Origin of the sequence: Jiangella muralis, from assembly GCF_001270745.1 — a bacterium.
Taxonomy (GTDB): domain Bacteria; phylum Actinomycetota; class Actinomycetes; order Jiangellales; family Jiangellaceae; genus Jiangella; species Jiangella muralis.
In genome coordinates this window covers 82,126-107,164 of the sequence record NZ_KQ434754.1, presented here as the reverse complement: position 1 = coordinate 107,164, position 25,039 = coordinate 82,126, and the positions used below count along the sequence as shown (strand labels likewise).

Annotated in this window: 25 protein-coding genes; 13 read left to right on the top strand and 12 right to left on the bottom strand. The window is 71.6% G+C overall.

What is annotated here, in order from left to right; all coding sequences use genetic code 11:
• Window positions 1-17 precede the first annotated feature (17 nt).
• From ACW62_RS08650 to ACW62_RS08600, 11 genes are all read right to left on the bottom strand, one after another.
• Window positions 18-449 carry a pilus assembly protein TadG-related protein gene (locus ACW62_RS08650; RefSeq protein WP_053203710.1) on the bottom strand — a complete coding sequence of 144 codons (432 nt, stop codon included), beginning with the start codon at window positions 447-449 and terminating at the stop codon, window positions 18-20.
• Window positions 446-883, bottom strand: coding sequence for a TadE family protein (locus ACW62_RS08645; protein ID WP_053203709.1), 438 nt, complete (start codon window positions 881-883; stop codon window positions 446-448). The genes ACW62_RS08650 and ACW62_RS08645 overlap by 4 nt, the downstream gene beginning before the upstream one ends.
• 1 nt (window position 884) lies before the next feature.
• Window positions 885-1,319 (bottom strand): TadE/TadG family type IV pilus assembly protein, encoded by a 435-nt coding sequence (locus ACW62_RS08640; protein WP_083459510.1) that lies wholly within the window; start codon window positions 1,317-1,319, stop codon window positions 885-887.
• Between the two features lie 3 nt (window positions 1,320-1,322).
• A complete protein-coding gene (locus tag ACW62_RS08635; protein ID WP_157574545.1) occupies window positions 1,323-1,523 on the bottom strand; it encodes a hypothetical protein in 201 nt (66 codons plus the stop codon).
• A gap of 124 nt (window positions 1,524-1,647) precedes the next feature.
• On the bottom strand, window positions 1,648-2,553 hold the full coding sequence (locus ACW62_RS08630) for a type II secretion system F family protein (RefSeq protein ID WP_053203706.1): 906 nt from the start codon (window positions 2,551-2,553) through the stop codon (window positions 1,648-1,650).
• Entirely contained in the window at window positions 2,550-3,458 is a 909-nt protein-coding gene (locus ACW62_RS08625) for a type II secretion system F family protein (protein WP_053203705.1), read from the bottom strand. Before ACW62_RS08625 ends, ACW62_RS08630 begins: the two co-directional genes overlap by 4 nt.
• Window positions 3,455-5,059, bottom strand: a complete 1,605-nt coding sequence (locus tag ACW62_RS08620; protein WP_083459508.1) for a TadA family conjugal transfer-associated ATPase — start codon at window positions 5,057-5,059, stop codon at window positions 3,455-3,457. Before ACW62_RS08620 ends, ACW62_RS08625 begins: the two co-directional genes overlap by 4 nt.
• Window positions 5,052-5,861 (bottom strand): CpaE/TadZ family protein, encoded by an 810-nt coding sequence (locus ACW62_RS08615; RefSeq protein ID WP_053203704.1) that lies wholly within the window; start codon window positions 5,859-5,861, stop codon window positions 5,052-5,054. Before ACW62_RS08615 ends, ACW62_RS08620 begins: the two co-directional genes overlap by 8 nt.
• The gene (locus ACW62_RS08610) at window positions 5,861-6,562 is read right to left on the bottom strand and encodes an SAF domain-containing protein (protein ID WP_053203703.1); all 702 of its coding nucleotides are present in this window, start codon (window positions 6,560-6,562) and stop codon (window positions 5,861-5,863) included. The genes ACW62_RS08615 and ACW62_RS08610 overlap by 1 nt, the downstream gene beginning before the upstream one ends.
• A gap of 51 nt (window positions 6,563-6,613) precedes the next feature.
• Window positions 6,614-7,039: a hypothetical protein gene (locus ACW62_RS08605; RefSeq protein WP_053203702.1), complete on the bottom strand. Its 426-nt coding sequence runs from the start codon at window positions 7,037-7,039 to the stop codon at window positions 6,614-6,616.
• Window positions 7,040-7,846: 807 nt separating this feature from the next.
• On the bottom strand, window positions 7,847-8,647 hold the full coding sequence (locus tag ACW62_RS08600; protein ID WP_157574543.1) for a hypothetical protein: 801 nt from the start codon (window positions 8,645-8,647) through the stop codon (window positions 7,847-7,849).
• Window positions 8,648-8,900: 253 nt separating this feature from the next.
• Here ACW62_RS08600 and ACW62_RS08595 point away from each other — a divergent pair, with 253 nt between their 5' ends.
• The 13 genes from ACW62_RS08595 to ACW62_RS08535 all read left to right on the top strand — a co-directional run bounded on the left by ACW62_RS08595 (window position 8,901) and on the right by ACW62_RS08535 (window position 23,610).
• Window positions 8,901-9,227, top strand: a complete 327-nt coding sequence (locus ACW62_RS08595; protein WP_053203700.1) for a hypothetical protein — start codon at window positions 8,901-8,903, stop codon at window positions 9,225-9,227.
• Window positions 9,224-10,477 carry a conjugal transfer protein gene (locus ACW62_RS08590; RefSeq protein ID WP_053203699.1) on the top strand — a complete coding sequence of 418 codons (1,254 nt, stop codon included), beginning with the start codon at window positions 9,224-9,226 and terminating at the stop codon, window positions 10,475-10,477. Before ACW62_RS08595 ends, ACW62_RS08590 begins: the two co-directional genes overlap by 4 nt.
• A gap of 46 nt (window positions 10,478-10,523) precedes the next feature.
• Complete coding sequence (locus ACW62_RS08585) at window positions 10,524-10,847, top strand: hypothetical protein (protein ID WP_053203698.1); 324 nt, start codon at window positions 10,524-10,526, stop codon at window positions 10,845-10,847.
• Window positions 10,848-10,891: 44 nt separating this feature from the next.
• Window positions 10,892-11,620, top strand: coding sequence for a hypothetical protein (locus ACW62_RS08580; protein WP_053203697.1), 729 nt, complete (start codon window positions 10,892-10,894; stop codon window positions 11,618-11,620).
• Window positions 11,613-14,180, top strand: a complete 2,568-nt coding sequence (locus ACW62_RS08575) for an ATP-binding protein (protein WP_083459506.1) — start codon at window positions 11,613-11,615, stop codon at window positions 14,178-14,180. The genes ACW62_RS08580 and ACW62_RS08575 overlap by 8 nt, the downstream gene beginning before the upstream one ends.
• Complete coding sequence (locus ACW62_RS08570; RefSeq protein ID WP_053203695.1) at window positions 14,177-16,363, top strand: hypothetical protein; 2,187 nt, start codon at window positions 14,177-14,179, stop codon at window positions 16,361-16,363. The genes ACW62_RS08575 and ACW62_RS08570 overlap by 4 nt, the downstream gene beginning before the upstream one ends.
• A complete protein-coding gene (locus ACW62_RS08565) occupies window positions 16,360-16,899 on the top strand; it encodes a YbjN domain-containing protein (protein WP_169792016.1) in 540 nt (179 codons plus the stop codon). Before ACW62_RS08570 ends, ACW62_RS08565 begins: the two co-directional genes overlap by 4 nt.
• A 167-nt stretch (window positions 16,900-17,066) precedes the next feature.
• Entirely contained in the window at window positions 17,067-17,831 is a 765-nt protein-coding gene (locus ACW62_RS08560) for a hypothetical protein (protein ID WP_157574541.1), read from the top strand.
• A gap of 4 nt (window positions 17,832-17,835) precedes the next feature.
• Window positions 17,836-19,056 (top strand): J domain-containing protein, encoded by a 1,221-nt coding sequence (locus ACW62_RS33880; RefSeq protein ID WP_053203692.1) that lies wholly within the window; start codon window positions 17,836-17,838, stop codon window positions 19,054-19,056.
• 95 nt (window positions 19,057-19,151) lie between these two features.
• Complete coding sequence (locus ACW62_RS08550; RefSeq protein ID WP_053203691.1) at window positions 19,152-20,522, top strand: CHAP domain-containing protein; 1,371 nt, start codon at window positions 19,152-19,154, stop codon at window positions 20,520-20,522.
• The gene (locus ACW62_RS08545) at window positions 20,519-21,337 is read left to right on the top strand and encodes a hypothetical protein (protein WP_053203690.1); all 819 of its coding nucleotides are present in this window, start codon (window positions 20,519-20,521) and stop codon (window positions 21,335-21,337) included. Before ACW62_RS08550 ends, ACW62_RS08545 begins: the two co-directional genes overlap by 4 nt.
• Window positions 21,338-21,430: 93 nt before the next feature.
• Window positions 21,431-23,293 (top strand): FtsK/SpoIIIE domain-containing protein, encoded by a 1,863-nt coding sequence (locus tag ACW62_RS08540; RefSeq protein WP_053203689.1) that lies wholly within the window; start codon window positions 21,431-21,433, stop codon window positions 23,291-23,293.
• An 8-nt stretch (window positions 23,294-23,301) separates the two neighbouring features.
• Window positions 23,302-23,610 (top strand): hypothetical protein, encoded by a 309-nt coding sequence (locus ACW62_RS08535; RefSeq protein WP_053203688.1) that lies wholly within the window; start codon window positions 23,302-23,304, stop codon window positions 23,608-23,610.
• Window positions 23,611-23,749: 139 nt separating this feature from the next.
• On the opposite strand, the gene ACW62_RS08530 is transcribed toward ACW62_RS08535, so the two are convergent.
• The gene (locus ACW62_RS08530) at window positions 23,750-24,979 is read right to left on the bottom strand and encodes a GNAT family N-acetyltransferase (RefSeq protein ID WP_053203687.1); all 1,230 of its coding nucleotides are present in this window, start codon (window positions 24,977-24,979) and stop codon (window positions 23,750-23,752) included.
• Window positions 24,980-25,039 lie beyond the last annotated feature (60 nt).

The following is a 25,039-nucleotide window of genomic DNA, read 5'->3' as shown; positions in this document are numbered from 1 at the left end:
AGGCACGGGGGTACTCCTCACTGTTCCGTACCGACTCCGCGCGCGAGGCGGGCCTGCGCGCTGCCAGTGGCCTGGGACGTCGGCTGCCCGATCAGGGACAGGAAGACGTTGTCGTAGGTGATGGCGGTGTCGACCTGCACCGTGGTGTCGTTGACGCGGCGGCAGTCGGTGGGCTGGCCGCCCGCCGCCGTGACGTAGCTACTGGCGGCGGTGCAGGCCCGGGCGAAGTCGATGGTCGGGTGGCCCGCGCCGTCGCCGTCGATGATGACCGCCTGCGCCGCCGTACGTGCGGCCTCGGCGGCGACGGCATTGGCCCGCTGCATGGCCCGGATCTTGCCGCCGCCGTCGACGACCAGTCCGATGGCCAGGAACAACGCCATGACGATGACCACCGCGAAGATCGCGACGGCGCCCTGTTCGCGGTCGGAGCGCAGCGCCCGGGCCGTCATCGGCGCATCCGGTAGGTGTCGAGCGGGCTGTCGACCGTCTCGGTGATCTCCCGCGAGCCGGGCAGCCCGGGGATGGCGAGGTCGGACAGCTGGACCCGGCAGGTGACCGTGGCCGACACCGTGGCCGGCTCACCCGGCGGGCGGCTGAACTGGCTGGTGTCGATCTGGACGGATGGCCCGCCGACGCACTGGAGGTCCTGCCGCTGCAGCGACGCCTCGGCGGCGTTGCGGCCCTGCAGCAGCGCGTCGCTCTCGGTGCGGGCGATGGACGCGGTGCGCGCGGCCTCGGCGGCGGCGTGCTCGACCGAGCCACCGGCGATGGTGACCCGGCCGCCCAGCACCAGCAACGCGATGATCATCAGCAGGCCGGGCGCGACAACCGCCAGCTCGACGGTGGCCGAGCCGCGCTCCCTGCGTGCTTCCTGCGCGGACACGTCAGCCCGGCCCGGTGAAGCGCTCGACCGGACCGCTGGCCGACTGCGAGACCTGGTGCCCAGACCAGCCGGGGAACAGACTCTGCGACGAGCCCTCGACGGTGATGGTGACCTCGACGTCGCCACCGTCGCCGCTGACCGTGACGCTGCTGAGCACGCCGTCGGCGCCCGCCTCCTGGGCGAACGAGCGGGCCTCGGCGACGCCGGACGCGAGCGACCCGCCGTTGCCGGTGGCCACCCGCAGGCCTTCCTCGGCGGCGGCGAGCGCGACGTTGCGGGCGTGGTACCACAACGCACCCTCGATGACGCCGAAGGTGATCAGCAGGACGACCGGGAACAGGACCACGAGCTCCAGCGTCGCCGCGCCTCGTTCGGGACGTCCGGGGAGGCAGCGCCGGTCTCGACGCCGCTGCCCGTCACGTGGCCGGCGGCTCATGGACTACTGGATCTTCGCTTGTTCGCGGTTGATGACGCCGATGATGATGCCCACCAGGGCGACGGCCGCGACGAAGACCGCGGCGGCGATGACGACGTACTCGAGCGTCGTGGCGCCCTGCTCGCGGCGACGGTCGGTCAACTCGGAGTAGCGGTCGCGCAGCTCGGCGGACAGGACCGTCATCCATGTCTGGAGTTGCAGCATTGTCGTGTTCCTCTCGGGGGTGCGGGCTGTTCCCGACCCGTCACAGTTGTAGGCATGTCCGGGGAGACTTCTGTGACGTGTCAGGACCGGGGAATTCCTGACTGAGGAAATTACGGACAAAGAGTCATTCGAGCATACGCATCACCGTGGGAGCCGCCAGTAGAGCCATGAAAACCACGCCCAGAAGTGCGACGGGCATGACCATTCGTTCGCTGTCGGCATTGGCACGGGCGTGCTCGGCCGACAGCATGGCGTCGCGCAGGCCGCTGGCGCGGGCGCGCAGGCTTTCGTAGACCGTGGCGCCCTCTTCGCCGGACAGCCGCATGATGTCGGCGAGGTCGTCGAGGTCGCTGAGTCCAAGCTGGATCGAGAGCGTGTGCAGGCCCTCCCACGGCGTGGTGCCGGACCACCGGGCCCGGGCCAGCTCTTCGCGTAGCCGCTGGAAGACCCAGGAGTCGCCCACCTCGGCGGCGTTCTCGAGCGCCTGGGTGGAGCCGGCGCCGCCGGCCCGTTCCAGCGCGACGAGGTCGATGTAGGCGCCGAGCGCGCGGGTGAACTCCTCGCGGGCGTTGTTCGCCTTGGACCGGGTCTCGATGTCGGGCAGGAACCACATGACGACGGCGAGGATCAGGCCGACGAACGCCGGCACCGTGAACGGCAGCGAGACGCCGGTGATGGCCAGCGTCAATGTCAGGATCGCCGGGAATGCGAGTCCGAGCAGCGCCCACAGCGCCTTCTCGCCGTAATAGCGATAGGCCGGGATGCGCAGCAGGTCCAGTTCCTGGCGCGGCAGCCGGAAGCCGACCAGCGTCGGCAGCCGCTGTTCGAGGAACCGGCCGAGGCGGTCCTGGAACAGCGAGCCGGACTGGGTGGCCTGCGGTTCCAGCGCGCGCGTGGCCTCGGTGCCGGTGTCGTGCAGACGGCCGAGCGTCGCCCGCAGGTGCGGCTGCGCCGGTACCAGTTCGCGCACCACCAGCGCCAGGCCGAGCCCGGCCAGCGCGCCGGCGAGGATGCCCAGCTCCCAGATCATCGCGCCTCCGCCCGGGTCGGTCCGGTGGACGAGCGCAGGTCCCAGCCCATGATCCGCGGCAGCGGCCGGGGCCTGGTGATCTGCCGCATCCACAGCAGGCACAGCACGTAGCAGCTGAGCAGGACGATCAGCACGATCTGGCCGATGGCCGACCCGTACGGCTCGATGTAGGAGCTGTTGAAGGTCATGAAGGCGAGCACGACCAGCGTGATGATGGTGACCATGCGGGCGGTCGTGCGCGGCTTGGACCGGTCGGCCTCGATCTTGCGGCGCACCTGGACGTCCTGGGCCACGGTCGCCGCCAGGCCCTCCAGCACCGCCGCGAGGCCGGCGCCGCGCCGCGTCGCACCGAGGATCAGCGACGACGCGATGAGGTCGCCGGTCGCGTCGTCGAGGTCGTCGGCGAACGCACGCAGCGCCGCCACCGTGGCCCAGCGGGCGCGCAGCCGCGCGACCAGCGTCGTCACCTCCGGCCTCAGCGCGTCGGGGGTCGACTTCATGGTGGCCGTGATGGCCTGCTCCAGGCCGACGCCGACGGTGAGCACGCCGGCCAGCGACCGCGTCCACTCCTCCATCGCCTCGAGCTTGGCGACCGGGGTTGCCGTGGCCGGCGGGGCGAGCAGCGCGGGCAGGCCGATCAGCGCGGCCGGCACCAGGACGACGAGGATCAGCCAGCCGGTGAGCAGCCAGGCGACCATGCCCCCGGCGAGGCCGATGCCGAGCAGGATGCGCAACTGCCGGGCCGCCGAGTTCCGGCCGCCAGTCATGCCGATGAACCGCGCCTTGAGCCGCTGACCAGCCGTGGCCGGGCGGGCCCGGGCCGGCTGCGGGATCAGCCCGAGCACGATCACCAGGACGCCGCCGAGCACCAGGACCGCCGCGAGCGCCGCGGCGAACGCCGTCAAGGCGCACCGCCGTGGTCGAGCAGCCGCGGGTTGAAGCCGACCCGCTCGAGGTCGCTCAACCAGATCGGCGGCGTGCCGGGCACGGCGCGGTCGTCGGAACCGGGCTGGAAGACGTCGGTGACGGCGGGCAGGCCGTGCTCGCCGGGCTCGATCGCGATGATCTCGCTGATGTACCGCGACCGCTTGCCGCCGGAGTGGCTGTCGTCGATCAGTTCGATCTGCACGATGAGGTCGATGTGCTCGGCGATCTGCCGGTAGGCGAACGACTCCGTGACGTGCTGGCCGGCCTCCATGGCGCAGGTGACCAGGCGTTCGATGGCGGCCCGCGCGGAGTGCGCGTGCGTCGTCGACAGCGAACCGGCGCCCGACTGCATGGCCTTGAACATCGGCAGCACCTCGCGGCCGCGCACCTCACCGACGATCAGCCGGGAGAGGTTCATCCGCAACGAGTCGAAGACGAGATCGTCGAGCGTGATCTCGCCGACGGCGCGTCCGTCGGGCCCGCGCTCGCCGCTACCCGGCCGCGCCTCCCAGGCCACGATGCGCTTGTGCCGCTCCGGCATGTCGTGCAGGTGCAGCTCGTACTCGGTCTCGATGGTGCCGATGCGCTCCATCGGGTCCAACTCGTTCGTCAAGGCCCGGACCAGCGTGGTTTTCCCGGCGCCCTGCGCGCCCGACACGACCAGGCTCTTGCGGGAGCGGACGGCGGCGGCCAGGAACGCCCCGGCGGCCGGGCTCATCATGTCGAGGTCGACGAGCTCCTTGATGCCGATGTCGGTGAGGCGGTGCTTACGGATGACGGCGACCGGCCGCGGCGTGATCCACGCGGTGGCCGCGAGCCGCGACCCGTCGCGCAGCCGCAGGTGCAGGCGCGGGTTCGAGGGCGAGAACGGCCGCTCGTTGGTGCCGGTGCGGGTGGCCAGGAACGACAGCGTCTCGATCAGTTCCTCGTCGCTGTCGGCCACCGGCGGGCCGTTGACGATGCGGCCGTCGTGGTAGATCAGGTGCACGTTGTCGTGCCCGTTGATCTCGATGTTCTCGATGCCGGGATCGTCGACCAGCGGCTGCAGCCGGCCGAGCCCGAACAGCGCGGCCATGATGGCCTCGGCCAGCTGGATCTGCTCGTCCGGTGTGATGATCGGCAGGCCCTTGGTGAGCGCCCGCTCGGCGTGGTCGGCGAGCAGTTCGACGACGATGCTGCGGCCCAGCTCGCGCCGGCCGGCGTCGTCGAGCCCTTCCCGGCTGCGCAGCGCGTGCGCCAGCTGGTCGGCGGCCTGCTCGCGGTAGGCGCGGACCAGACCCCAGTCGACCTCGCCGCCGCGGCTCGTCGGGCGCAGGATGCCGCCGTTGCGCTCGAGCGCGGTGAGGTCGTCGTCGCCCGGCCGCCGCGCGTGCTGGCCCGACGGCACCGCGCCGCGGCCGCGCTGCGACGTGGCGGACGCGAGCCGTGCCTGAAGCGACCGGCGCAGATCCGTCTGTCCCGGGCCGCTCAGCGAGTGATGGGTGTCGCCCCACTCGTCACCGGAGCCGTTGCCGTTCTCCGGCTCCGCGAACAGCGGCAGGTTCTCCAGACTCGCCGCGGCGTTCGTGGGGTCAGCCATAGGTGTGCTCCTCCATCAGGGACTCCGCGGCCGGGGCCAGCCGGGTGCGATGGCGGTCGACCAGTTCGTGCACCGCGCCGACGACGACCCGCATGCTGCGGAACAGCGGGGCCGCCGCGAACCGCCGTCCGTACGGAGCCCCGACGCTGAGGGAGTCGGACGCGGCCTGGTCCCAGGCGACGGAGGCCAGCACCGGGACGCCGAGTGCGGAGTGGATCTCGCGGGCGCGGTACGGCTGGCCCTCGCCGATCAGCAGCATCGCCAGCGTGTCGTCGCCCTGGCCCAGCTCGACGAGGTCTTCACGCAGGACGTTGACGCGGGCCCGCGCGCCGCTGACGGCGGGCAGCGTGGTGCGGGTGACCAGCAGGACGGCGTCGGCGGAGCGCAGCAGCGGCATCGGGCCGTGCCGCATGCCCAGCCGCCCGGCGTCGATGATGACGTCGGTGCCGGTGCGCTCGAGGTTGGCCAGCACGATGCTCAGCGGCGACCAGAGCTTGTCCATGCTGGCCGCCTGCTGGGCGTTGACCAGCCCGGGGACCAGCCGGACGCGGTCCTCGATGAGCGAGATGGTCTGGTCGTAGAACTTCTCGTCCAGCACGCCGCGGCGGTGCGTGACGGCCAGGCTGACCAGCCCGCGGTCGGGTGGGACGGTGCCGCGCAGGTACCCGGCGAGGATGCTGCTGCTGCCGGCGACGTCGGCCTCGACCAGCACGACCGGCCGCGGCCACAGCATCGCCATGGCCAGCGCCGTGGTCGTGACGCCGGGCGCCCCTCGTGCCGAGGTGAGAGCGACGACGGCCATCACTCGCCTCCCGTCGCACGCGACCCCAGGACGACGACGATGCGCCCGGTCGCGACGCGGGCGGCGAGGTCGGGGGCGCGCACCTCGGGCACGACGACGTTGACCATGCGCTGCCCGGTCTCCTCGTCCGTCGTCGTCGACACGACCGTCGCCTCGATCGAGTCGGGCGTCGAGCTGGGCGGGTTGTCCTGCGGGTTCGGGGTGTCGACGATGCGGACGGTGTCGCCGGGACGCAGCGGCTCGCTCGGCAGTTGCGCCGCCGTGACCGCGACGCCGACCATCGACTCGCCCTCGGCCGGCAGGATGGCGCCGCTGAAGGAGCTCGCGGTGACCAGCGTGCCGGCCGGGAGGTCGACGGACGCGTACTGTCCCACGACCTCGCCGCTGCGCTCGGCGCGGATCGGGTCGAGCGCGGGGTCGGCGTTGATGCTCGCCGTCGTGAGGTCGTCCTCGGTGATCTGCTCGCCGCGGGCGACGTCGGCGCGGACCGCGATGACGTCGACCGTGTCACTCATGCTCGTGGCCAGCCATGCGGCGCCCAGGCCGCCGAGGGCGACCAGGGCCACGCCGAGCCCGATCAACGCCGGCCGGCGGCGCTGCTTCGGCGGCGCGGCGACAGCCGGTTCCAGCTTGGCCTCGGCGATGTCGAACTCGTCGTCGAGGTGATCGGGTGCCGGCTGATGGGTGGGGGGCGAACTCATCGTTGCCGTCCTGCTTTGTCCGGGGAAGGTGTTGTTCGTGCTGCGGTGCTGCTAAGTCGGGCTGTCCAGGTAGAAGGTGAGGGCCAGGGTCGCCAGCCGGCTGCGGGATCCGGCGCCGAGCTCGGTGACCAACCGGTCCAGGACCTCGTAGTCCTGTTCGTAGAGGCGGATGTTGAGCGGCGAGAGGGGCTGGGCGACGGGAAGCTGGGGCTTCGCCGTGCGGGCGGTGAAGAGTCGGCCTCCTATGCTGTTGGACTCATTGTGCAGTTTGACCAGGTGATCGTGGCCGGCTTCGATCGCATCGATGAGGACCTGCCCATTCGACCGGCCTGACCTCTGGCGTTCCGCCGCCACCAACGACACCAGCGACGACGGCACGTGCACGACGCTCGGTTTGATGACGGGCGCGATGTCGGCATCCACCACCGGTTCCGTGCCCTGCCGCAGGAATTCAGTGGTTGGAGTGCTCTCGGTCAACGCCGGCCTCCTCGATACACCTGCGAAGCCGTGCCCTGCATGGACGGCCTCGTGGCACGAGAATATGTGACTGAGCCCACAACTGCATAGGGCGTGAATTGTTAAGTCTTGGTGAGCGTCTGGTGGCTGTATGACCCATGTATGGGCTCCGTCCGGGGCGACGCGAGCCTCCCTGCCGGCTCCGCCGTTCAGACGATCTTCACGGCTGACCAGGGTCGGCGCAAGCCGAATGGCCTACTTCCATGATCATCTCGCGTCCCGAGTGACGGCCGTGACGGGTGTGCCCGTGTGATGCAGGCGTTCCGGCCACAGGTCTATACCTCAGTAGGTGGGTTGTCCCACCATGCGGACTGCCGTCGACGATCAGGTGACGTATCGCTCAGATTCGCCGCGCCTTCGTCACCTGATCGTTTGGTATCCGCATCGTGGAGATGATCAGGTGACACAACGCGCGGCCGTCGGGCGCTTCCGTCACCTTATCGCCGAGGACCCGGGGCACGAACCCGCGGCGGAGGTCACCGATTCACGTCCGCCGGTGGCAGCGACCGGCCCGGCCCCACCGGCTCCAGCCCGCCCGCTCACCGCCGGCCGGCCCGCCAGCCCGGCCGCCGGCACCGCGCGAGCCGTCCGAACTGGACGAACCTCCGGGGCTGCCGCCGGCACCGTCGAGGCCGCCGGCACTGTCGGGAGGCTGCGGGCGGCGGGGGATGCGGCACGTGCGCCAGGCTTCCACTCGGCCGGCGTCCGCCGGGAACCGTCGCCGGACGCAGGGTTTGCCGCGCCGCCGCCTACGTCGCCGAGGGCCGGTCACGCCGCCACGGGGACGTCGGCGCGGATGGCGCGCGCCACCTTGCGGATGGCGCGGCTGGCCCGTTGCCGCGCCGCCGGCCAGCTGAGCCCGTGCCGTTCCGCCGCAGCCGCGCCGCCCTCGGTTCCGGGGGCGGGCGTGTAGATGTCGAGGATCAGCGTGGCGTCGGCCGCCGTGATGGTGCCGTCGTCGACCGCCCACGTGAGGAGGTCGAGCAGTTCGTGATCGGCGGTGGTCCGCTCGGACGGCGGCAACGGCATGAGGTCGTCGGCCAGGATGTCGGGACTGGTGGGGGTCTCGCTGAGCTGATGGGTCAGCTCGCCGGTGACGGCGCGCAGTGTCTCCATGGCGATGTTCGCCGCGACCTTCACCGGCCGCCGCTCGATCGGGTACGTCGCGATCGTCGTCCACAGGGCAGCGACGGCGGTGTGCTCGAGCGCCGGCTTGGTGTCGCGGCCGGAGCGCGTCATCGCGATGCGGACTGCCTTGCCGAGCATGAGCTGGAGGACGGTCCGTCCGGCCAGTGAATCGCCGGCGCGGGCGAGGCGCAGCAGCGCGAGCAGGATGCGGTCGGCCTGTTCGGCGCCCGCCGCGGCGACCGCCAGTTCGACGTCCTCGAGGGCGAGGCAGCCCGACAACTCGGGGTGCCGGCGGGCCCAGTGGGCGACCGCGGGCTCGGTGCGCGGATCGCCGCACAGCCCGCTCCACTCGGCGTTCAACCGGCCCACGAGACTCGCGTCGGCACGACGGCGGGCGCCGCTGCAGGTGACGTCGGGGGCAGTACTGACGGGGTTCGGCATCGGGTGTCTCCTCCGGGGTGGATCGACCCCTCAACCGTGGTCAGCCGGGCTTGCCCCAGGTCTTGCCCGGAACGGTCGAGAGAGCGGAATTGCACTTGCCCGGCGGGGGAGTGTGCAGGTCAACGGCTTGCCCGATGACCGTGATGATCCAAATGCCCGATCCGCCACCACAACCCGCCCCGATCACCCCGTCACAAGACGCCACCCCCCGGCACCTACGCAGACAACCGACCCGCCGACCGAGGAGCCCGAGATGGATGAGCGCTTCAGCAACCGGCAGTCCCTCATGGACGCGGCCACGGTGCTGGCGGCGCGGCGGGCCATCGACCGGGAGCTCGCTCACCTCATCGCCGACCCCTTCGATCGCGACGCGGCCAAGCGGCTGCACGACGCGGTGGGCGCCAACGCCGACCGCGCGCAGGAGGCGCTCGAACGGCTGGTGCACGTGACGGAGCTACGCGAGCCCTGGGAACCCGGTGCGGTCGGCACCGGCTCCGGTGCGGGCTCGGACGGTGAGGTGGCTCCGCCGTCCTCGAGCCCGCACCGGTACGACACGACTCACGAGGAACCGGCGCCATGAAGATCAACTGGGGCTTCGGGCCACCGAAGGACAAGGACGCCGACGGCGCGCGCGGCCTCCGCGGGCGCGGCACCGGCGCCCCCGCCGCAGGCGCCCTGGGCGCTGGCACGCCCTCCACCGAGTCCAGGGCCGACGCGGACGCCGGCGGCCCGCGGTCCGAGCAGCACACGTGGACCGGCGGCTCCCAGCTCGCCACCCGCATCGTCGTCGGCCTGCTGTGGGTCGCTCTCGTCGCCGGCCCGCTGGCGCTGGCGCTGCAGGTGCTCATGCCCGACAGCCGGCCGGTCGTCCGTCAGGACGGCTACGTCGACCGCATCGGCGAGGCGGCCGCCGTCAGCGAGTTCGCCGAGCGCGCCGTCGTCGCCTGGCTCGAGACGCCGGGCGAGCAGTCCGACGTGCTGCGCGCCTACTTCGGCGACCTCGGGCAGAGCCGCCCCGACATCCCGTGGACGACGTCGGGCTCGGCCGTCGCCGAGATCGTCAAGGACGACACCGGCCTCTGGGCGGTCACGGTGGGCGTCGACGCCACCGAGGGCAAGCCGCCGGCCGACGCCGAGCCCGCGGCCGAGCCGGCCGAGACCCCCGCCGAGAACGACAGCGACGACGACGCCGAACCGGTCGAGCGCATCACGTCCGGCCGCCTCTACTTCCAGGTGCCGGTCCTCTACGTCGACGGCGAGATGATCGCGCAGGCGCTGCCCGCACCGGTCCCGGCACCCGACGAGTTCGAGCAGCTGGCCTCCGCCTACGACCACGGACTCGCGGCCGACCACCCCGCGTACGCCCGCGTCGCCAACTTCCTCAACGCCATGCTCGTCAGCGGCGACCAAGCCTCGCTCGAGGCCTACAGCAGCCCGGGCACGTCGTTCCGCGCGCTCAACCCGGTGCCGTACGCCGGCGTCCGCGTCGACACCATCGTCGCCGCCGGCGGCGAGGCGCCGAGCGAAGAGCCGTCCGACGGCGAGACCGCGGAGGTCCAGGCCAACGTCACGCTGAGCGGCTCCAACGGCGAGCAGCTCGGCGCCCAGTACTCGCTGGCGCTCCGGGCCCGCGAGGGACGGTGGGAGGTGGCCCGGCTGCGCACGTCGCCCGCGCTGGCCGAGCCGGTTCCGCTGCCCGAGCCGGCGCCGGTCACCACCCCGACTCCCGGGACGAGCACCTCGCAGGGGACCTCGTCCCAGGGCCCAACTCCGACGAGGGAGGCCGAATCAGACCCACCAGCCACCGGGTCGACCACCGAGTCGCCCTAGCCGATCACGTCCACGCACCTCAGCCCGCACACAAGGAGAAGGAGCCATGAGCCTCATCACCGGACTCACGGCGACGGCACCCGACCTCGCCAGCTCGTCCATCACCATCCAGGCCGGACTACTCGACTGGACCACTGACACCGCTTCGAGCCTGCAGACGGTGCTTCGCGTGGTGGCCATCACCGTCGCCATCCTGTTCGTGGTCTACAAGGCCGTGAACTCGAAGTTCGCCATCGGCACGATCATCGTGTCCGCGCTCGCCGCCGGCGTCTTCATCTGGATCGTCTACAACGTCACCGCCCTCCGCGACACCGTCGGTGAAGACCTCCCCGGGTCGGCGCCGGTGTCTCAGCAGGTCGACCTGACGTAGTCCTGCCCCACACCCAGGCCAGCCACGAGAGGAGGTGACGAGCGATGGCCGAGGACCCGGAGGAACTGGAGACCGTCAAGTACTACACGCGGGCGCGCAAGTTCCCGCAGCTGCTCGGGCGCATGCCCGACGGCACGAAGATCCCCGGCGGGCCCTACACGGTCCAGCAGCTGATCGCGGCCATCCTCATCATCGTCATCGGCGGGCTGACCATCGACACCTGGGGCGTGTTCGGGGTCTTCGGCAACATCGCCCTGCTGTTCGGGACGGCGTTCGGCGCGGTCTTCCTCATCGGCCGGTTGCCGATGAACGGCCGCAACCCGCTGTACGCACTACTCGGCCTGTACCGGGTGCTGAACGCGCCCACGTCGGGGCGGTACCAGGGCAAGCAGGTGCGGTTCCGACGGCCGCGGCGGGTCCGCAGCCAGACGAACGTCTACCTCGGCCCGCTGCCCGGCACCGACCCGTGGAGCGGTCTCGAGCCCGGCGTCGCCGCCGGCCGCGAGCTGCCCGACGGATTGCGGCGTCGCCTCGTCCACACGCCCGAACCGGTGCCCGAGCCGATCGACGATCCGCTCGCCGCGGTGGAACCGGCGCAGCCGGCCGCGCCACTGAGCGGGGTGCAGGCACTGCTGGCCCTGCTCCCGGCCGACCAGCACGACCAACCCGCGAGCGGACGGCGTTCGGCGCCACGTCCGCGGGGCCAGCAGCGCACCGCCGTCCGGCAGGGGAGCGGCGAGGTCAGCGATTCGTGGGGTGAGGACGATGCGTAGTCCGGCGCGGGCCATGGCCGGCCATCTGCTCTGGTCGCGGGGCGGCACGGTGTGGGCGACCTGGAGGCTGCAGGCGTTGCCGTACGGCTTCCGCCCCGACAAGGACAAGCACGGCGTGCGGGCGGCGCACCAGGCGCTGCTGCGGGCGCTGCCGGGCGAGGCGTTGCTGGTGGGTGCCTGCGCGGCGCTCGATCCCGCGGCCATCGTCGAGCGCATGATCAACGGCATCCCGCTGGAGCACTGCCCCGAGTGGGCGGCCGAGTGCGAGGCCACCCTCGACACCCTCGACGACCTCGCGCTGGGCCAGCGGACGTTCTGGCTGAGCGTCCCGCTGCGCAACGGCGGCCGGTTCGGCAACCTGAACGAGTCCTTCCGGGCCGCCGTCGACGACTTCCGCGACCAGCTGGTGCTGCCGCGGCACGGCATCTCGCCGGCCGAGCTGAAGGTGCGCACCGAGCAGGCCCGCAAGGTCGAGCTCGGCATCCCCGCCGTGTTCCGGCCGCGCCCGGCCACCGTCGCCCAGCTGGTCTGGCTCTACCAGCACACGCTGCAGCGCGGGCTGTTCGCCGACATGGACCTCCCCGAGACGCGGGCCGACCACGACGCCGCCGTCGTGCCCCGTCACGGCGTGTTGTGGCCCGACGCGCTGATCGACGAGGGCGGCCAGTCCGAACTCGACCGCCGTCAGCTCAAGAGCTGGAACCCGCTGCGCCGCAAGTACGTCAAGATCACCCAGCCCGACCACCCCGACGCCGTCTCGTACCAAGGGCTGCTGGCGCTGGCCGACACCCCCGCCGACGGCATGGTCTTCCCCGGCGGCGAGTACCTCGGCCGCGTCGACGACGCCGGTCTCGACGTCGACTGGGCGGTGCGGCTGCACACCCGCACGCGTGAAGAGGTCATCGCGCGCAACCGGCGCGCCGTCGCCAACCTCAACGACCAGTTCCTCCAGCAGGAGGGCCAGCTCGCCACCGGCATGCACGCCATCGAACGGTCCGCGCGCGACCTCGCCGAGTACGAGGCGCTGCTGTCCGCCGACGACCTCGAGGTCGAGGTCGAGGCCACGGTCATCTTCTGCGTCGCCGGGCGCACCGGCGAGCAGGTCATGGAGCAGGCCAAGGAGCTGCAGGCGTTCTACGGCGCCTCCGGGTTCAAGCTGACGCATCCGCTGGGCAACCAGGAGGACCTCTGGTGGGCCATGCTGCCCGGCGCTCCACTGTCCAAGTCGGTCCGCGAGTTCGCGCAGATCACCACATCGCACTCCTTCTCCGCGTCGGTTCCGGTGGTCACCTGCGACGTCGGCGACAGCAAGGGCAGCCTGCTCGGCCTGAACATCTCCACCGGCCAGACCGGCGTCGTCCACCACGACCCCGCCGGCGCCACGACCCGGCTGGACGTCTCCGGCTCGCTGGCCATTGCCGGTGAGCTGGGCGCCGGCAAGTCTGTCGCCCTGAAGAAGATCGCCGCCGACACCGTCGACCGCGGCGGCCGGTTCATCGCGCTCGACCGCACCGAGTCCGGCGAGTGGGTGACGATGGCCCGCGCGCTCACCACGCCCACCGTCGTCTCCGTCGTCGATCCCACCATGAGCATGGATCCCCTCCGGGTGTTCGACCGCCACACCGGCTCCCGGGTCGCGCAGTCGTTCCTCACCCCGCTGCTCAACGTGTCGCCGACGTCCGAGCGCGGCGTGCTGCTGTCCGAGGTGCTGGAGGTCGGCTACCTCGCCCGGCACGGCGTCCGCGGCCTCGGCGACCTCACCAAGCACCTGCTCGAGAGCTGCACGCTCGACGGCGCCTACGAGCTGGGCCGGCTGATGAACGTGTTCGCCCGCAAGGAGTTCGGCCGGGTCATCTTCGACACCTCGCTGCCGCCGGTCGAACTCAGCGACCGCGCCATCGTGTTCTGGACCCGCACCCTCGAGCTGCCCGACCGCGACGAGCTGCAGCACGCGCACCTGTTCGAGCAGCTGAAGCTGGAGAAGATCTTCGGCCGGGCCATGTACGCGCTGATGGCCAGCATGGGCCGGCAGGTCTGCTTCGGCGACCGGTCCGAGCTGGCGCTGTTCATCGTCGACGAGGCGCACCACGTCACCGCGTCGCCCGAGGGCGAGCGCGAGATCACCGTCTTCGTCCGCGACGGCCGCAAGCACCAGGCCGCGGTCGCGCTGGGCAGCCACGACCCCGAGAGCGACTTCGGCGACGCCACGCTGCGCGGCCTCATCCCCACCCGCATCCTCATGCGGCACCGCGACAAGACGCTGGCCAAGCGCGGCCTCAAGTGGCTCGACCTCGACCCCGACGACGAGTCGCTGGTCGCGCTGATCACCGAGCACACCAGCCCGGTCGGGCCCGACGGCGTCCCCGAGATGCGCCGCGGCGAGGCGCTCATGCGCGACGCCCTGGGCAACGTCGCCCGCATCAAGGTCATGCCGCCGTCCCGGCCGGAGCGGTTCGAGGCGATGAAGACGTCGCCGCCCGAGGTGCTGATCGGCGGCCACCGTCCGCCCGAGCTGGAAGCCGGCCGCACCGACAACGCCGTCGGATCGAGGCCCGCATGAGCGTTGTCGCCGGCGCCGTCAGCATCGCCGCCGAGGCCTGCCAGGTCCCCGGCGGCAACGGCCTGGGCGACCAGTTCATCAACCCGACGGGCAACTGCGAGCTGTCGGCGTTTCACGTGCAACTGTCGCTGGCCGGCGGCATCACCGACCCGTTCCACCTGATCTTCAAGGTGCTCATGACGATCACCTGGGCGATCTACCAGTTCCAGGTCATCGCGCTGGCGTGGGTCACCGACTTCGTGCTCGGCATGACCTGGCTCGACTGGTTCACCGGCATCGCCGGCGACTTCCAGGACTCCATCGCCGGCATGCTGTCGAACCTCAACATGTACGTCGCGATGCTGACGATCACGGCGTTCATCTGCATGCTCTGGATGGCCAGAGGTATGTGGGGGAAAGGCCTCGTCCAGCTCCTGTTGTCGCTGATCATCGCCAACTACGCGGTGGCGGCGATCAGTTACGACAGCCAGCATCCCGACAACAACCTCGCGCCGATCAACCCCATCACCTGGCTGATCGGCGACAACGACAACCAGGAGGGCCTGCTCTACGACGCCCGCGACACCTCCCAGTACCTCGTCGGCCAGATCGTCAACGACGACGAGTACCTCGACGACCTGACGAACCCCGAGAACCAGCGGGTCAGCCCGGGCGAGAGCATCCTCAGCACGTTCCTCTACCACCCCGCCATGCTGGTCAACTTCGGCTACATCCTCGACGGCGACTGCGAAGAGGCCTACGTCGTCGCGCTGTCCCATGCCGGCAACAGCACGTCGAAGGACGATCTGCGCGGCGACCTCGAGGACCGCGACCTCGCCGGACGCGGGTCCGCCGCCGACGGCATCGACACCGGGTCCGAGCTGACCGACCCCGGCACGTGGTGGGGCGGCACCGGCGACGAGCCCGTCGACTACGACCCCGAGGTCTGGAAGGTGGTCGGCAGCTGCCTGAACGACGAGGTCGACACCTTCGCCAAGATGGCCCGGCCGGACAGCTGGATGGCGCAGTTCGCGATCCAGCCGGCCGTCACGATCCTCGCCGTGCTGATCCTCATCATCGCCGGCGTCGTGTTCATCGCCGGCCTCTCGGCCCTCGTCCAGTGCATCAAGTTGCTGGTGACGCTGCTGCTGGCGATCCTCCCCGGCGGCGCCAGATCGGTGCTGTGGCGCAACATCGGCCAGCTGTTCGCCACCGTCCTCATGCTCATGTTCTGCATCGTCTTCCTCGGTGTGTTCCTCCACGTCGTCACGGACATCATGGCGGCGGGCCGGGCACCCACCGGCAACCCCGACGACCGCTCCGTCCGCTGGGCCGAGATCGGCAAGTTCCTGCTCATCGACCTGCTGCTGATCGCCGGCATCGTCCTCTTCTGGCGCGGCCGCGGCGCCGTCCACGAGACCAAGGACCGCGTGGCCGCCGCCATGGCATCGAAGTTCAACTCCGGCGGCGGAGGAGGCGGCGGCGGGTTCGGCGGCGGCTCGTCCATCATGCCCACCGGCGGCGGTGGGCCGGGCGGGGCCCGCAACGGCATGCAGCGGGCGGCGGGCAAGCTCAACGCGATGAGTGACGCCGCGCGCAACGTCAGGGGCATCGCGCGGACCGCCGGCATCGCCTGGGCGACAGGCGGCGGCTCCGTCGTCGCCACGGGGGGCGCCGCCGTCGCCAGGTCGACGGTCGTACGTGGAACCCGGCAAGCGGCGGCCAACCGCGGCGGTCAACTCGTCGAGCAGGCGAGGAGGCAGCGCGTCAAGCACCACCTGAAGCGCGGCGACCACGAATCGGTCCACAAGGTGAAAACCTTCAGCCGGCGGGCCGAAGTCGCGCGCGCTGATCGCGTGGATGAGGCACGGTTGCGGAAGTTCGACCGGCACACCAGGCGAGCTGAGGTCGGAGCACGGCTGACGAACGGACGCTTCGGCGCCAAGCGGGTGAATCAAGCCCCGGACCTGCGGACAGAGATGGAGTCCGAACTCGCGGCCAAGCGCCAGGCGATGCTGGACAGGCACACCGCGGAACGTAGGGCCGAGCGAGCGAAGCTGACCCCCGTCCAGCGACGCGTGGCCGAGGCGCGTGAGGACAGTCTCAGGCAGCGCGACCTGTGGCGGCAGGCCAGGCGAGATGCCGGAACGCCGAAGCCGGGAGGCCAGGGCAACGGCTCGATGGACGGAGGTTCGGCCCGGTGAATCAACTCGACAGGTTGCGAGCCAACGTGCCCACGACTCCAGACACGACGCGTGGTCCGCGCGGGCCCCGCCCGGACGCACCCGGGCGGCGCCGCGACGGCGACGGCGACGAGTTGATCATCGAGGTGCTTGCCAAGCTGGGTGCGGATCATGTGGCAGCTGGCGATGAGATCAGTGGCATCTGGGAGAACGGTCTGTTCTTCTTCGGCACCTTGGGGGGTGCCGAGCACGGTGCGGGCATCTTCCACATCCGCGGGGTATGGGAGCGGTCCATGCACGTGGACGAGCTCTCCACGAGCTTGATGTTCGCCAACGATTGGAATGCGCAGCATGTCTGGCCCAAGGTGTTCGTCCAGCAGGACGAGACGGATCTCCTGCTCCATGGCGAGGTCACGGCCGACCTCGGGGCTGATCCGGCGTTCGAACAGGTGGAGAACCTGATCACCACCGCGGTCAGTGCGGTCCTCGAAGTGTTCCGAGTGGCCGAACGAGCCTTTCCGAATGCGCCGCGCATCGTGGAGTCGCCGCCTGGCTGACGCGACTGACAGCGAAGGGTGTTGTGCCTAGGGTTGTGGCCAAGGTCGACGGTGAGATGAGGGACGCCCGGATGTCGGCATTGCAGGGAAGAAGGGGCGATGTTCCCGATCGCCGCTCTACTCGTGCGCCGTCGAGGCGGCCAGACCCTGGACCGTCGGCCTCCACGTTGGGCGGGCTGTTCGAGCCGATACGCGGTGCCGCTTGGCAGACCTGGGACGATCTCCCGTACCAAGTGCGCCTGGCGCTGAAGCAGGCGCGCTGCCTGCCTTCTCGCGAGTTCGTCGGCGGTGCCCTGCCGCCGGCACCGCCGGAGCACGAGGACGACCGGATCGAGTATGCCGAGGCGTGGGCGGTCGGTGAGGACTCGTGGATCCTGATCGAAGGGCGCCGCCCGCGAGCACTCCGGGGTAGCGCTGCCCGGCCATGGAACCTGACGGTACGCCGGAACCGCTACGTGGGGGAGGTCAGGAATCGGTACGGGACCGTGGCGGTCGATGCCGATGTGGCCACAGCCGGTGACGCGAGACACGATCTCGACGGCGAACAGCCCGCCGTGCTCGATGTCCTGCCGGCGGCAGTACGCGCGCAGGTACTGAGCACCGTTCGCGATCCCGGATTCGAGGACCAGTTCCTGCTTCGAGAACGGCACAAGGGCCGGCCGTACAAGCACCGGGCGGGCGTCATCAGGGCATCGTCGCGGCAGGTCATCGCTGTGCTGGCAACCCGCCAGATCGAGCAGCGCCGCTGGGGTTCGGTGCGCGAGGCGGATCGACAACTGGCCTCGACTCCCTGGGACGTGCAGGCACTCACGGCACGGGTGGGGCGCGAGGAGGTCGTCACGCTCGAGGTCGTCGACGACGAAGTCGCACTCGACGGAGGCGGTGCGATCGCGCTGCCGCCGTCGAGCTCCGACGCCGGGCGGAGTGGCTGACGCAGTGCCTGACCTCGACTACTACGAGCTCCTCGAGGTGCCGCCGACGGCGACCGCCGCCGAGATCAAGGACGCCTACCGGCGCGCCGTCCGCACGGCACATCCGGACGTCGGCGGCACGACCGCCATGTTCCGCCTGATCACCACGGCCTACGAGACGCTGAGCGATCCGGCACTCCGGGCCGACTACGACGCCGGGCTGGTACGTCCGGGCGCTCGCATCAACGACGCCTGGCCCGATGATCTGGACGCCGAGGCTGCCGAACCCGCCGATCCGGGCTGGGGTCGCGAGGCGTCGTGGGATGCGGCAGACGGGCGGCCCAAGACCTACCTGGGTGACCCGGACGCCTGGATTCACGGGCGGCGTGGCCTCGTCGTCACCGCGCTGTCCTGGACGGTCATCGCCGCGATCTTCGCATTCGGCGTGGTGATCCTCCTCTATGCGCCCGAGTGGCTGCGGCCCGACGCGGCCGGTCCAGATGTGTTGTCCTGGTACGGCGAGCAGCCTGTGGTCCGTCTGATCGCGATCGTCGCCTACGTGGCGATCCTCGGATCGGTGTGGGCCGATTCGGCCCGCGCCCTCGTCGCTGTTCACGCGGCCTTCGCCCTGCTCCTGGTGGGCTGGGTCGTTGCGTACTGGGGCATCGCGACGACACCGGAGCGTTGGTGGTTCGGCGCGGGAGTCTTGCTGTGGCTGCTCTACAACGTCCTCCTGACCGTGACGGTCTATCTCTCCGGGGTGCGTGAAGAGTTCGCAACGTTCCGACGCGAATCGGATCCATCGGAGGCCAGTGACCTGACGCGGTGGGCGCGGTCCGACGCGGGAGCCCGCGCCGTCAGGGTCGGCTACGGCGTGCTCGCTGCCACGTTCGTGTTCCTGGCAGTGGTGCTACTCGTGGCGCACGGACTCATCCGCCCGGCGGCGGCCGGGCCCGACGCGTGGGACATCGCGCTGCGGTATCCGGTCGCCGTCGCCATCGTGGTGGCCCTTTACGGCTACATCGCCTACATCTCGATCGGGCACCGTAGCGGCCTGGAGCTCGTCTACGTTCCGGTGGCCGTCGCCTTTCTGGCTTGGCCGCTCGCGTACTGGGACCTCGCGACGACGGGTGAGCGCTGGCTGTTCGGGCTGGTCGCGCTCGCGTGGGCCCTGCATGTCGGCGCGCAGTACGCGACCTCGTCGCTGATCGACCGGCGCCGGCCGACGCCGGAGTGGACGCGGTAGCCGCCGCGGCACTGTCACAGAACCACCCCTCCACCGACCTACACAGACGTCCGCTACCAGCCGCCGTGGCGGGCGCCCGGGATGGAGGGCGGGGTATGGCACAGGGTTCGGTCGCCGCCGGCGGGGCCGTCGTCGCCCGGCGCACGAAGACGAAGCCGGCGCGCACACCGGGCGGCAAGGGCTCCGGCCGGGTCCGCAAGTGGATCCTCGGCATCGCGCTGCTGACGGTGTTCGGCGTCGTGGGCGCGGCGTCGCTGGCGTTCGTCCCGGTCGCGACGGTCATGGCGCTCTGGTGCGAGATCACCGACCGTGCGCCGCTGGCCGAGTGCACCATGACCCCCGGTGGCGACGTCTGCACGGGCGGCGCCACGCTGGCCAACGTCCCTGAGCCGTGGGCCGAGATCTTCGTTTCCGCCGGAGACGAGTTCAGCATCGACCCCGCGTACCTCGCGGCCATCTACCTCACCGAGAACGGCAACACCTGGAAAGACCTCGACACCGACTGGCCGAGCTCCGGCTGCTGTTTCGGCCCCATGCAGTTCAACCTCGGCGCCGGCACCTGGGACGCGTACAAGTACAGCGCCGGCGGCGGTCCACCCGACTATCTGGACCCGGGCGATGCCGTCTTCACCGCCGCGAACCTCTTCACCCATACCGACGGCGTCTACGGCAGCGTCACCGCCGAGACGCCGCTCGGCGACGCCGCCCGCTGGGATCCGGGCACCTTCGTCTACTCGGCCGCCAGCTACAACGCCGGACCCGCGGGCAACTGGAACAACAACGAGACCAGGCGATACGTCGAGAACGTGCACGCGCTCATCTCGTCCAACTTCACCCAGGGCGGCGCCGGCGACTACGGCCAATACGCCACCTATCCGCCGCCGCACGGCATGGGCATCGGCGAGGGCGACGACGGCGACCAGGGCGAGGGCGGCGGCTGGGCCGGCTGCGGCGGCATCGGCGGCGGTGGCCTCGACGGCGTCGTGCGCATCGCGGAGCAGGAGTACGCCAAGGGCATCGTCGAACAGCCGCTGGGCAGCAACTGCGGCCCGACCATCACCGACACCTACATCGCGAGCGGCTGCGAGCAGTGGTGCGCCGACTTCGTCAGCTGGGTCTACCTCGAGGCCGGCATCCCGTTCCAGTCCGAACCCGGCACGCAGCCGTACTTCTGGCGACATGAGTGGCAGATCCCGGCCGTCATCGGCATGAAGGCGTGGTTCGAGTCCGGTGGGCAGGGCCAGGAGTTCATCCCCGTCGGCAGCGGCGGGCCGACCAAGCCGCCCCGCCCCGGCGACGTCATGATCTACTCCGGGCACGTGAGCATCGTCGTCGAGGTCGACGAGGCCAGCCGCACGCTGGTCACCATCGGCGGCAACGAGAACGACGCCGTCCAGCGGTCGTCCGGCACGTTCAGCGTCGGCCCGAGTGGCCCGGTGCTCGGCTACGGGCGGATGAACTCATGACCCGGTCGCGCTCCTCGCTGCTGCTCGTCGCCGCCGCGGCGGTGCTCGCCGTCGTCGGGCTGCTGCTGGTCCTCGGCGGTGGTGGCGACGACGGCGACGGCGGCGGCTCCGCGGGTGGTTCCGCCGGAGGTGCGCCGCGCCCCGGTGCGTCCGCCGGTCCCGGCGACGCCACCGACCCTGCCGACCCCGGCCCGCCGGACGCCGGCGACGCCGGCTCCGACCCGCCCGCCGACCCGCCGACCGGCGCCGGACCCAGCGACACCGAGGAACCGCTCGCGCCGTCCGACACCCCGACCGCCCAGCCGACCCCCGCACCCCGTCAGACCCCCACCCTCCCGCCGGGCATGCGGCAGCCCGAACCCGTCGTCGTGCCCGACGCCGCGACCGTCGACGACGCCGACCCGACCGCCGTCGCCGTCGCCGCGCTGACCGCCGCGTACAGCTTCGACGCCGCGAGCGACGCGTCGGCCGAGGACGCCATGGCCCGGGTCCAGGGGTGGCTGGCCGCGCCGCACGACTCCACCGCCTACGACCTCGACGGCCTGCGGCAGGACGTCCAGCGCGACTGGGAACAGTGGGCGCAGCACCAGGCGTTCGCCTCGATCAACGCCATCGAGCCGCACACCACCGACGTCGACACCGCCGACACCGCGACCCGCGCCGAGCGCCGGTTCTACGTCCGCATGACGCCGATCGGCCGCGACGCGTGGAACGGCCCGCTGGTCGAGCACCAGTGGTTCGCGTTCCTCGAACGCGCCTCGGCCGACGACGCGTGGCGCATCGTCGAACTGCAGACGCCGCTGGCGCACCGCTGACGCCTGACGTCCCATCGCCGGGCCGCCCCTTGTCACAACAGGGCATCCGGGCGCACCTTCGACAGTGAGGACCGACAACGGAGAGGCAGTCGCGTGGCGCCACATGACCCTGCCGACACCTTCGCCGCCGCGTCCGGGCCGCCCGACCCGGACGGCCGCGACGACAGGTTCGCGTCGGCGCGCCCGGCCGAGCCCACCATCAAGGGCTTCGCACCGTGGCAGCTGGCCGCCAGCGCCGTCGGCGTCGTGTTCCTGGCCGTGGCGATGTGGGCGATCCTGGCCACGCTCGACGAGCCCGACATCGGCGTGCTGTTCCTGCTGCCGACGCTGGCCTGCGCCGGCGCGCTGTACGCGGTGTCCGTCCGGCGGCGGCTGCGCCAGAACACCGTTGCCGACCTCGCCGAGGCGCTGGCCCGGCACATCGGCGTGCCCGACGCGTCGTACCTCGACATCGACGCGCGGCAGTGGCGGGGCGGCTGGGTCGGCGTCCCGCACGTGCTGAACATCCAGTACCCGACCGAGGTCGACGACTCCGCGCCCGACTGGGCCGCCGGGGTCGCCGAGGCCGTGCACCAGCAGCTGGACGAGCAGTACACCGTCGGCCGCCACAACGTTCGTGGCCATCGGCTCACGTTGCGCGACCCGACGCGGAGCATCGGTTCGCTCACCCCCGAGCCGGCCGCGCGCGCCGAGCGCGCCCGCGACGCCGTCCGCCGGGCGCTGCCCGACAAGGTCGCCCGTCCGGTGCCGACGCAGGGCGACCTGTCGTCGTGGCTGGTGCCGCTCGGCGTCGACGCCACCGGTACGCGGGTCGGCTGGAACCTCGCCGCGCCGCAGGGTCACCTGCTGGTGCTCGGGCGGTCCGGCGCCGGGAAGCGGGTGCTGCTCACCGGCATCGTCGTCGAGGCGGCCGCGCGCGGGTGGCCCGTGTGGATCATCGACCACCGCCGGGTCGACCTGCTGGGCGTGCGCGACTGGCCGAACGTGCAGATCGTCGCGTCCACGCTCGACGACCAGATCGTCGTGCTCAACCAGGCGTGGCGCGAGATGGAGGGCCGGGTCGCGCTGATCGAGTCCGGGTCCAGCCGCAGCGAGCTCGAGCCGCTGGTCGTCGTCGTCCACCACTTCCGCGAGTTCGCCACCGCCGTCGCCGACGCCGCCAACCGGGCCGGCCAGGGCCCGGCGGCCGCGTCGCTGGCGCACGACCGCGTCACCGACCTGCTTCGCCACGGCCGCCAGGTCAACGTGTACGTCGTCCTCAGCATGCAGCGCGCCGACGACCCACTGCTGCGCGAGGAGAACCGCGACGACGTCGGCACCGTCGTGGCGCTCGGCCGCCTCGACAGCCGCGCTGCGTCGACACTGTGGGGCAGCGACCGTCCGACCGAGCCGGCCGAACCGGTGCCCGGCCGGGCCGTCGTCCAGTCCGGCGATGCCACGCCGGCGCTGATCCAGTGCTACTGGACCCCCGACCCGCGTGAGGCGCGCCGCGTCAACGACGAGCAGGACCTCTACCTGCTCGACGCGCTGCGTCCCAGCGTCGTCACGCACCCCGTCCTGCACGTGCAGCGGTCCCGGGCGCTGGCCGACAGCCCAGAGGCGTCGTGGCGGGTCAACCTCAACGCCGACCTCGCCGAGGGCTACAGCCCCGGCACGTCCGGCCTCGCCGACTGGAGCCGCGCCCGCACCTCCGGCGGCGGGTCGGCGGCGGCCGCGTCCACGCAGGTCGAGACCGCCGGCTGGTCCGAGATGGTCATGGTGTCGCAGCTGCAGGCCGGCAGCCTCGCCCGCCTCGACGACGACACCGGCTGGGTGATCATCGAGCAGGTCGAGCCGGTCCAGAACGACGGCACCAAGCTGCTGATCCGCTGGCGCGGCAACGACGGCGCCGGCTCCCAGGTGGTGTCGCGCACCCTGGCGGTGCGCATCCGGCACCTCAGCGACGGCATCTACTGAGGGGCGCCATGGCCGACAACGTCTCCGACAACGACGTGTTCATGATGTTCCTCGCCGCGCCGCTGGCCCTGCCGGTGGTGGCGCCGCTGGTGTTCAGCTCGTGGGACGAGGGCCGCGAGTGGATGATCGACCGCGGCTTCATCGCCTCCCCCGACGACGCCGTCTGGGAGGTCCCCGGCTGGGACGGCGCCGGCATCAGCGGTGCGCACGTCGTCCTGCTGGTGTGCCTGGTGCTGCTCGTGCTCGCGCTCGGCAGCATCATGGCGCGGCGCAACCGGAACCGGAAGATCGACACCGAGGGCTGGGGCACCAGCTGACCGCCGGCAGGTCGAGGGCGGCCCGTTCACCCGGCTGAAGACCGACCTGTCGAGAGTCACGCGAACCGGTCGTCGAGGCCGCCGCTCGTTCCGGCGCCGGTCCGGTTCCCGCTGGCGAGGTGCGTGACCCGCTCCTGGGTCAGAAGATCTCGACCGTGACCGGGGCCCGGTGCCAGCCGAACGCCGTCGAGAGGCGGGCGACGGAGCCGGGCGTGCGCTCGGTCACGAGTCCGCCGGCCGCCAGCGTGGCCGCCGAGACGCCACCGAGATAGAGCGCGCCGAGCGCGCGGACGTCCAGGGCGAGGTCGGCGCCGGCGTCGGTGGGCGTGACGTCGGCCTTGGCGTCGTCGGCGACCAGTCGCCAGCGGCCGGTATTGCCGGCGAACGTGGGGTCGGTGACCTCGAGCACGACGTCGATGGGGGCGGCGTAGCGCCGGGCCGCGAGCGCACCCGGGACGTCGAGGATGCGTACCCACAGCGATGCACCGGTCGACCCGACCAGCGCGTCGGGGTTGTTGACCAGGTGCGGCAGCGGGTCGTCGACGGGACCGTGGCCGTACTTGACCGTGCGGACGAGGTCGACCGACGTCAGGAACCGCCAGAGCGCGGCGTGCGCGTCGGGCGTCTCGGCGAGCAGCTCGGTGACGCGGACCTCGCCGTCGGGGCCGCTCTCGCCCCAGCCGGACTTGAGGCGGTACCGGGCGTAGCCGCGCACGCCGCCGTCGTCCTCGTACACGACGGTGCGCTCGGACGACATGCCACGCCGCCAGCCCTTCGGGTCGGCGGTGAGGTACTCCCACCACTGGCCCGGCCGGGTGGACATGCCGGGTCGCTGCGCCAGCACGCGGTCGAACACCGCCACGATCTCGTCGAGCACGTCGCGGGTGGCGGCCGTCCGTAGCCGGCCGCCGTCGGGCGGGCTGCCGCCGACGGTGGTGTCGCGGCTGCCGATCTCGTACGACACCCGCCACGACGCCAGGCCGTAGCCGTATCGCCCGTAGATGGCGCTCTCGCTGGCCCAGAGCACCGCGAGCGGCTCGGTGCCGCGGTCGTGCGCCTCGGCCAGCATGGTGTTCATGAGCGTGGTCAACACGCCGCGCCGCCGATGCGTCGACGCGACCGCGACCCCGGTGACGTGGGCGGCCGGGATGACGCTGCCCGGCACGCTGAGATCGCGCGTGAGGATGAGACCCGAGCCCACGATGCGCCCGGCGTCGGTCATCAGCTGGGTGCGGCCGGGCTCGAAGATCATCCGGTTGTGGTCGGCGGTGTCCTCGTCGACGTCCTCGAGGAACGCGTTGGCGATGTGTGCTTCCAACTCCACGTAGTCGGCGTCGGTGGCTGTGCGCAGGACCAGGTCGTTCGTCACCGTCCCTGTCTAGCGCATGGTTCCCGGCTGGGCCAGGGGTTTACGGCGCGGCTGCGTGAC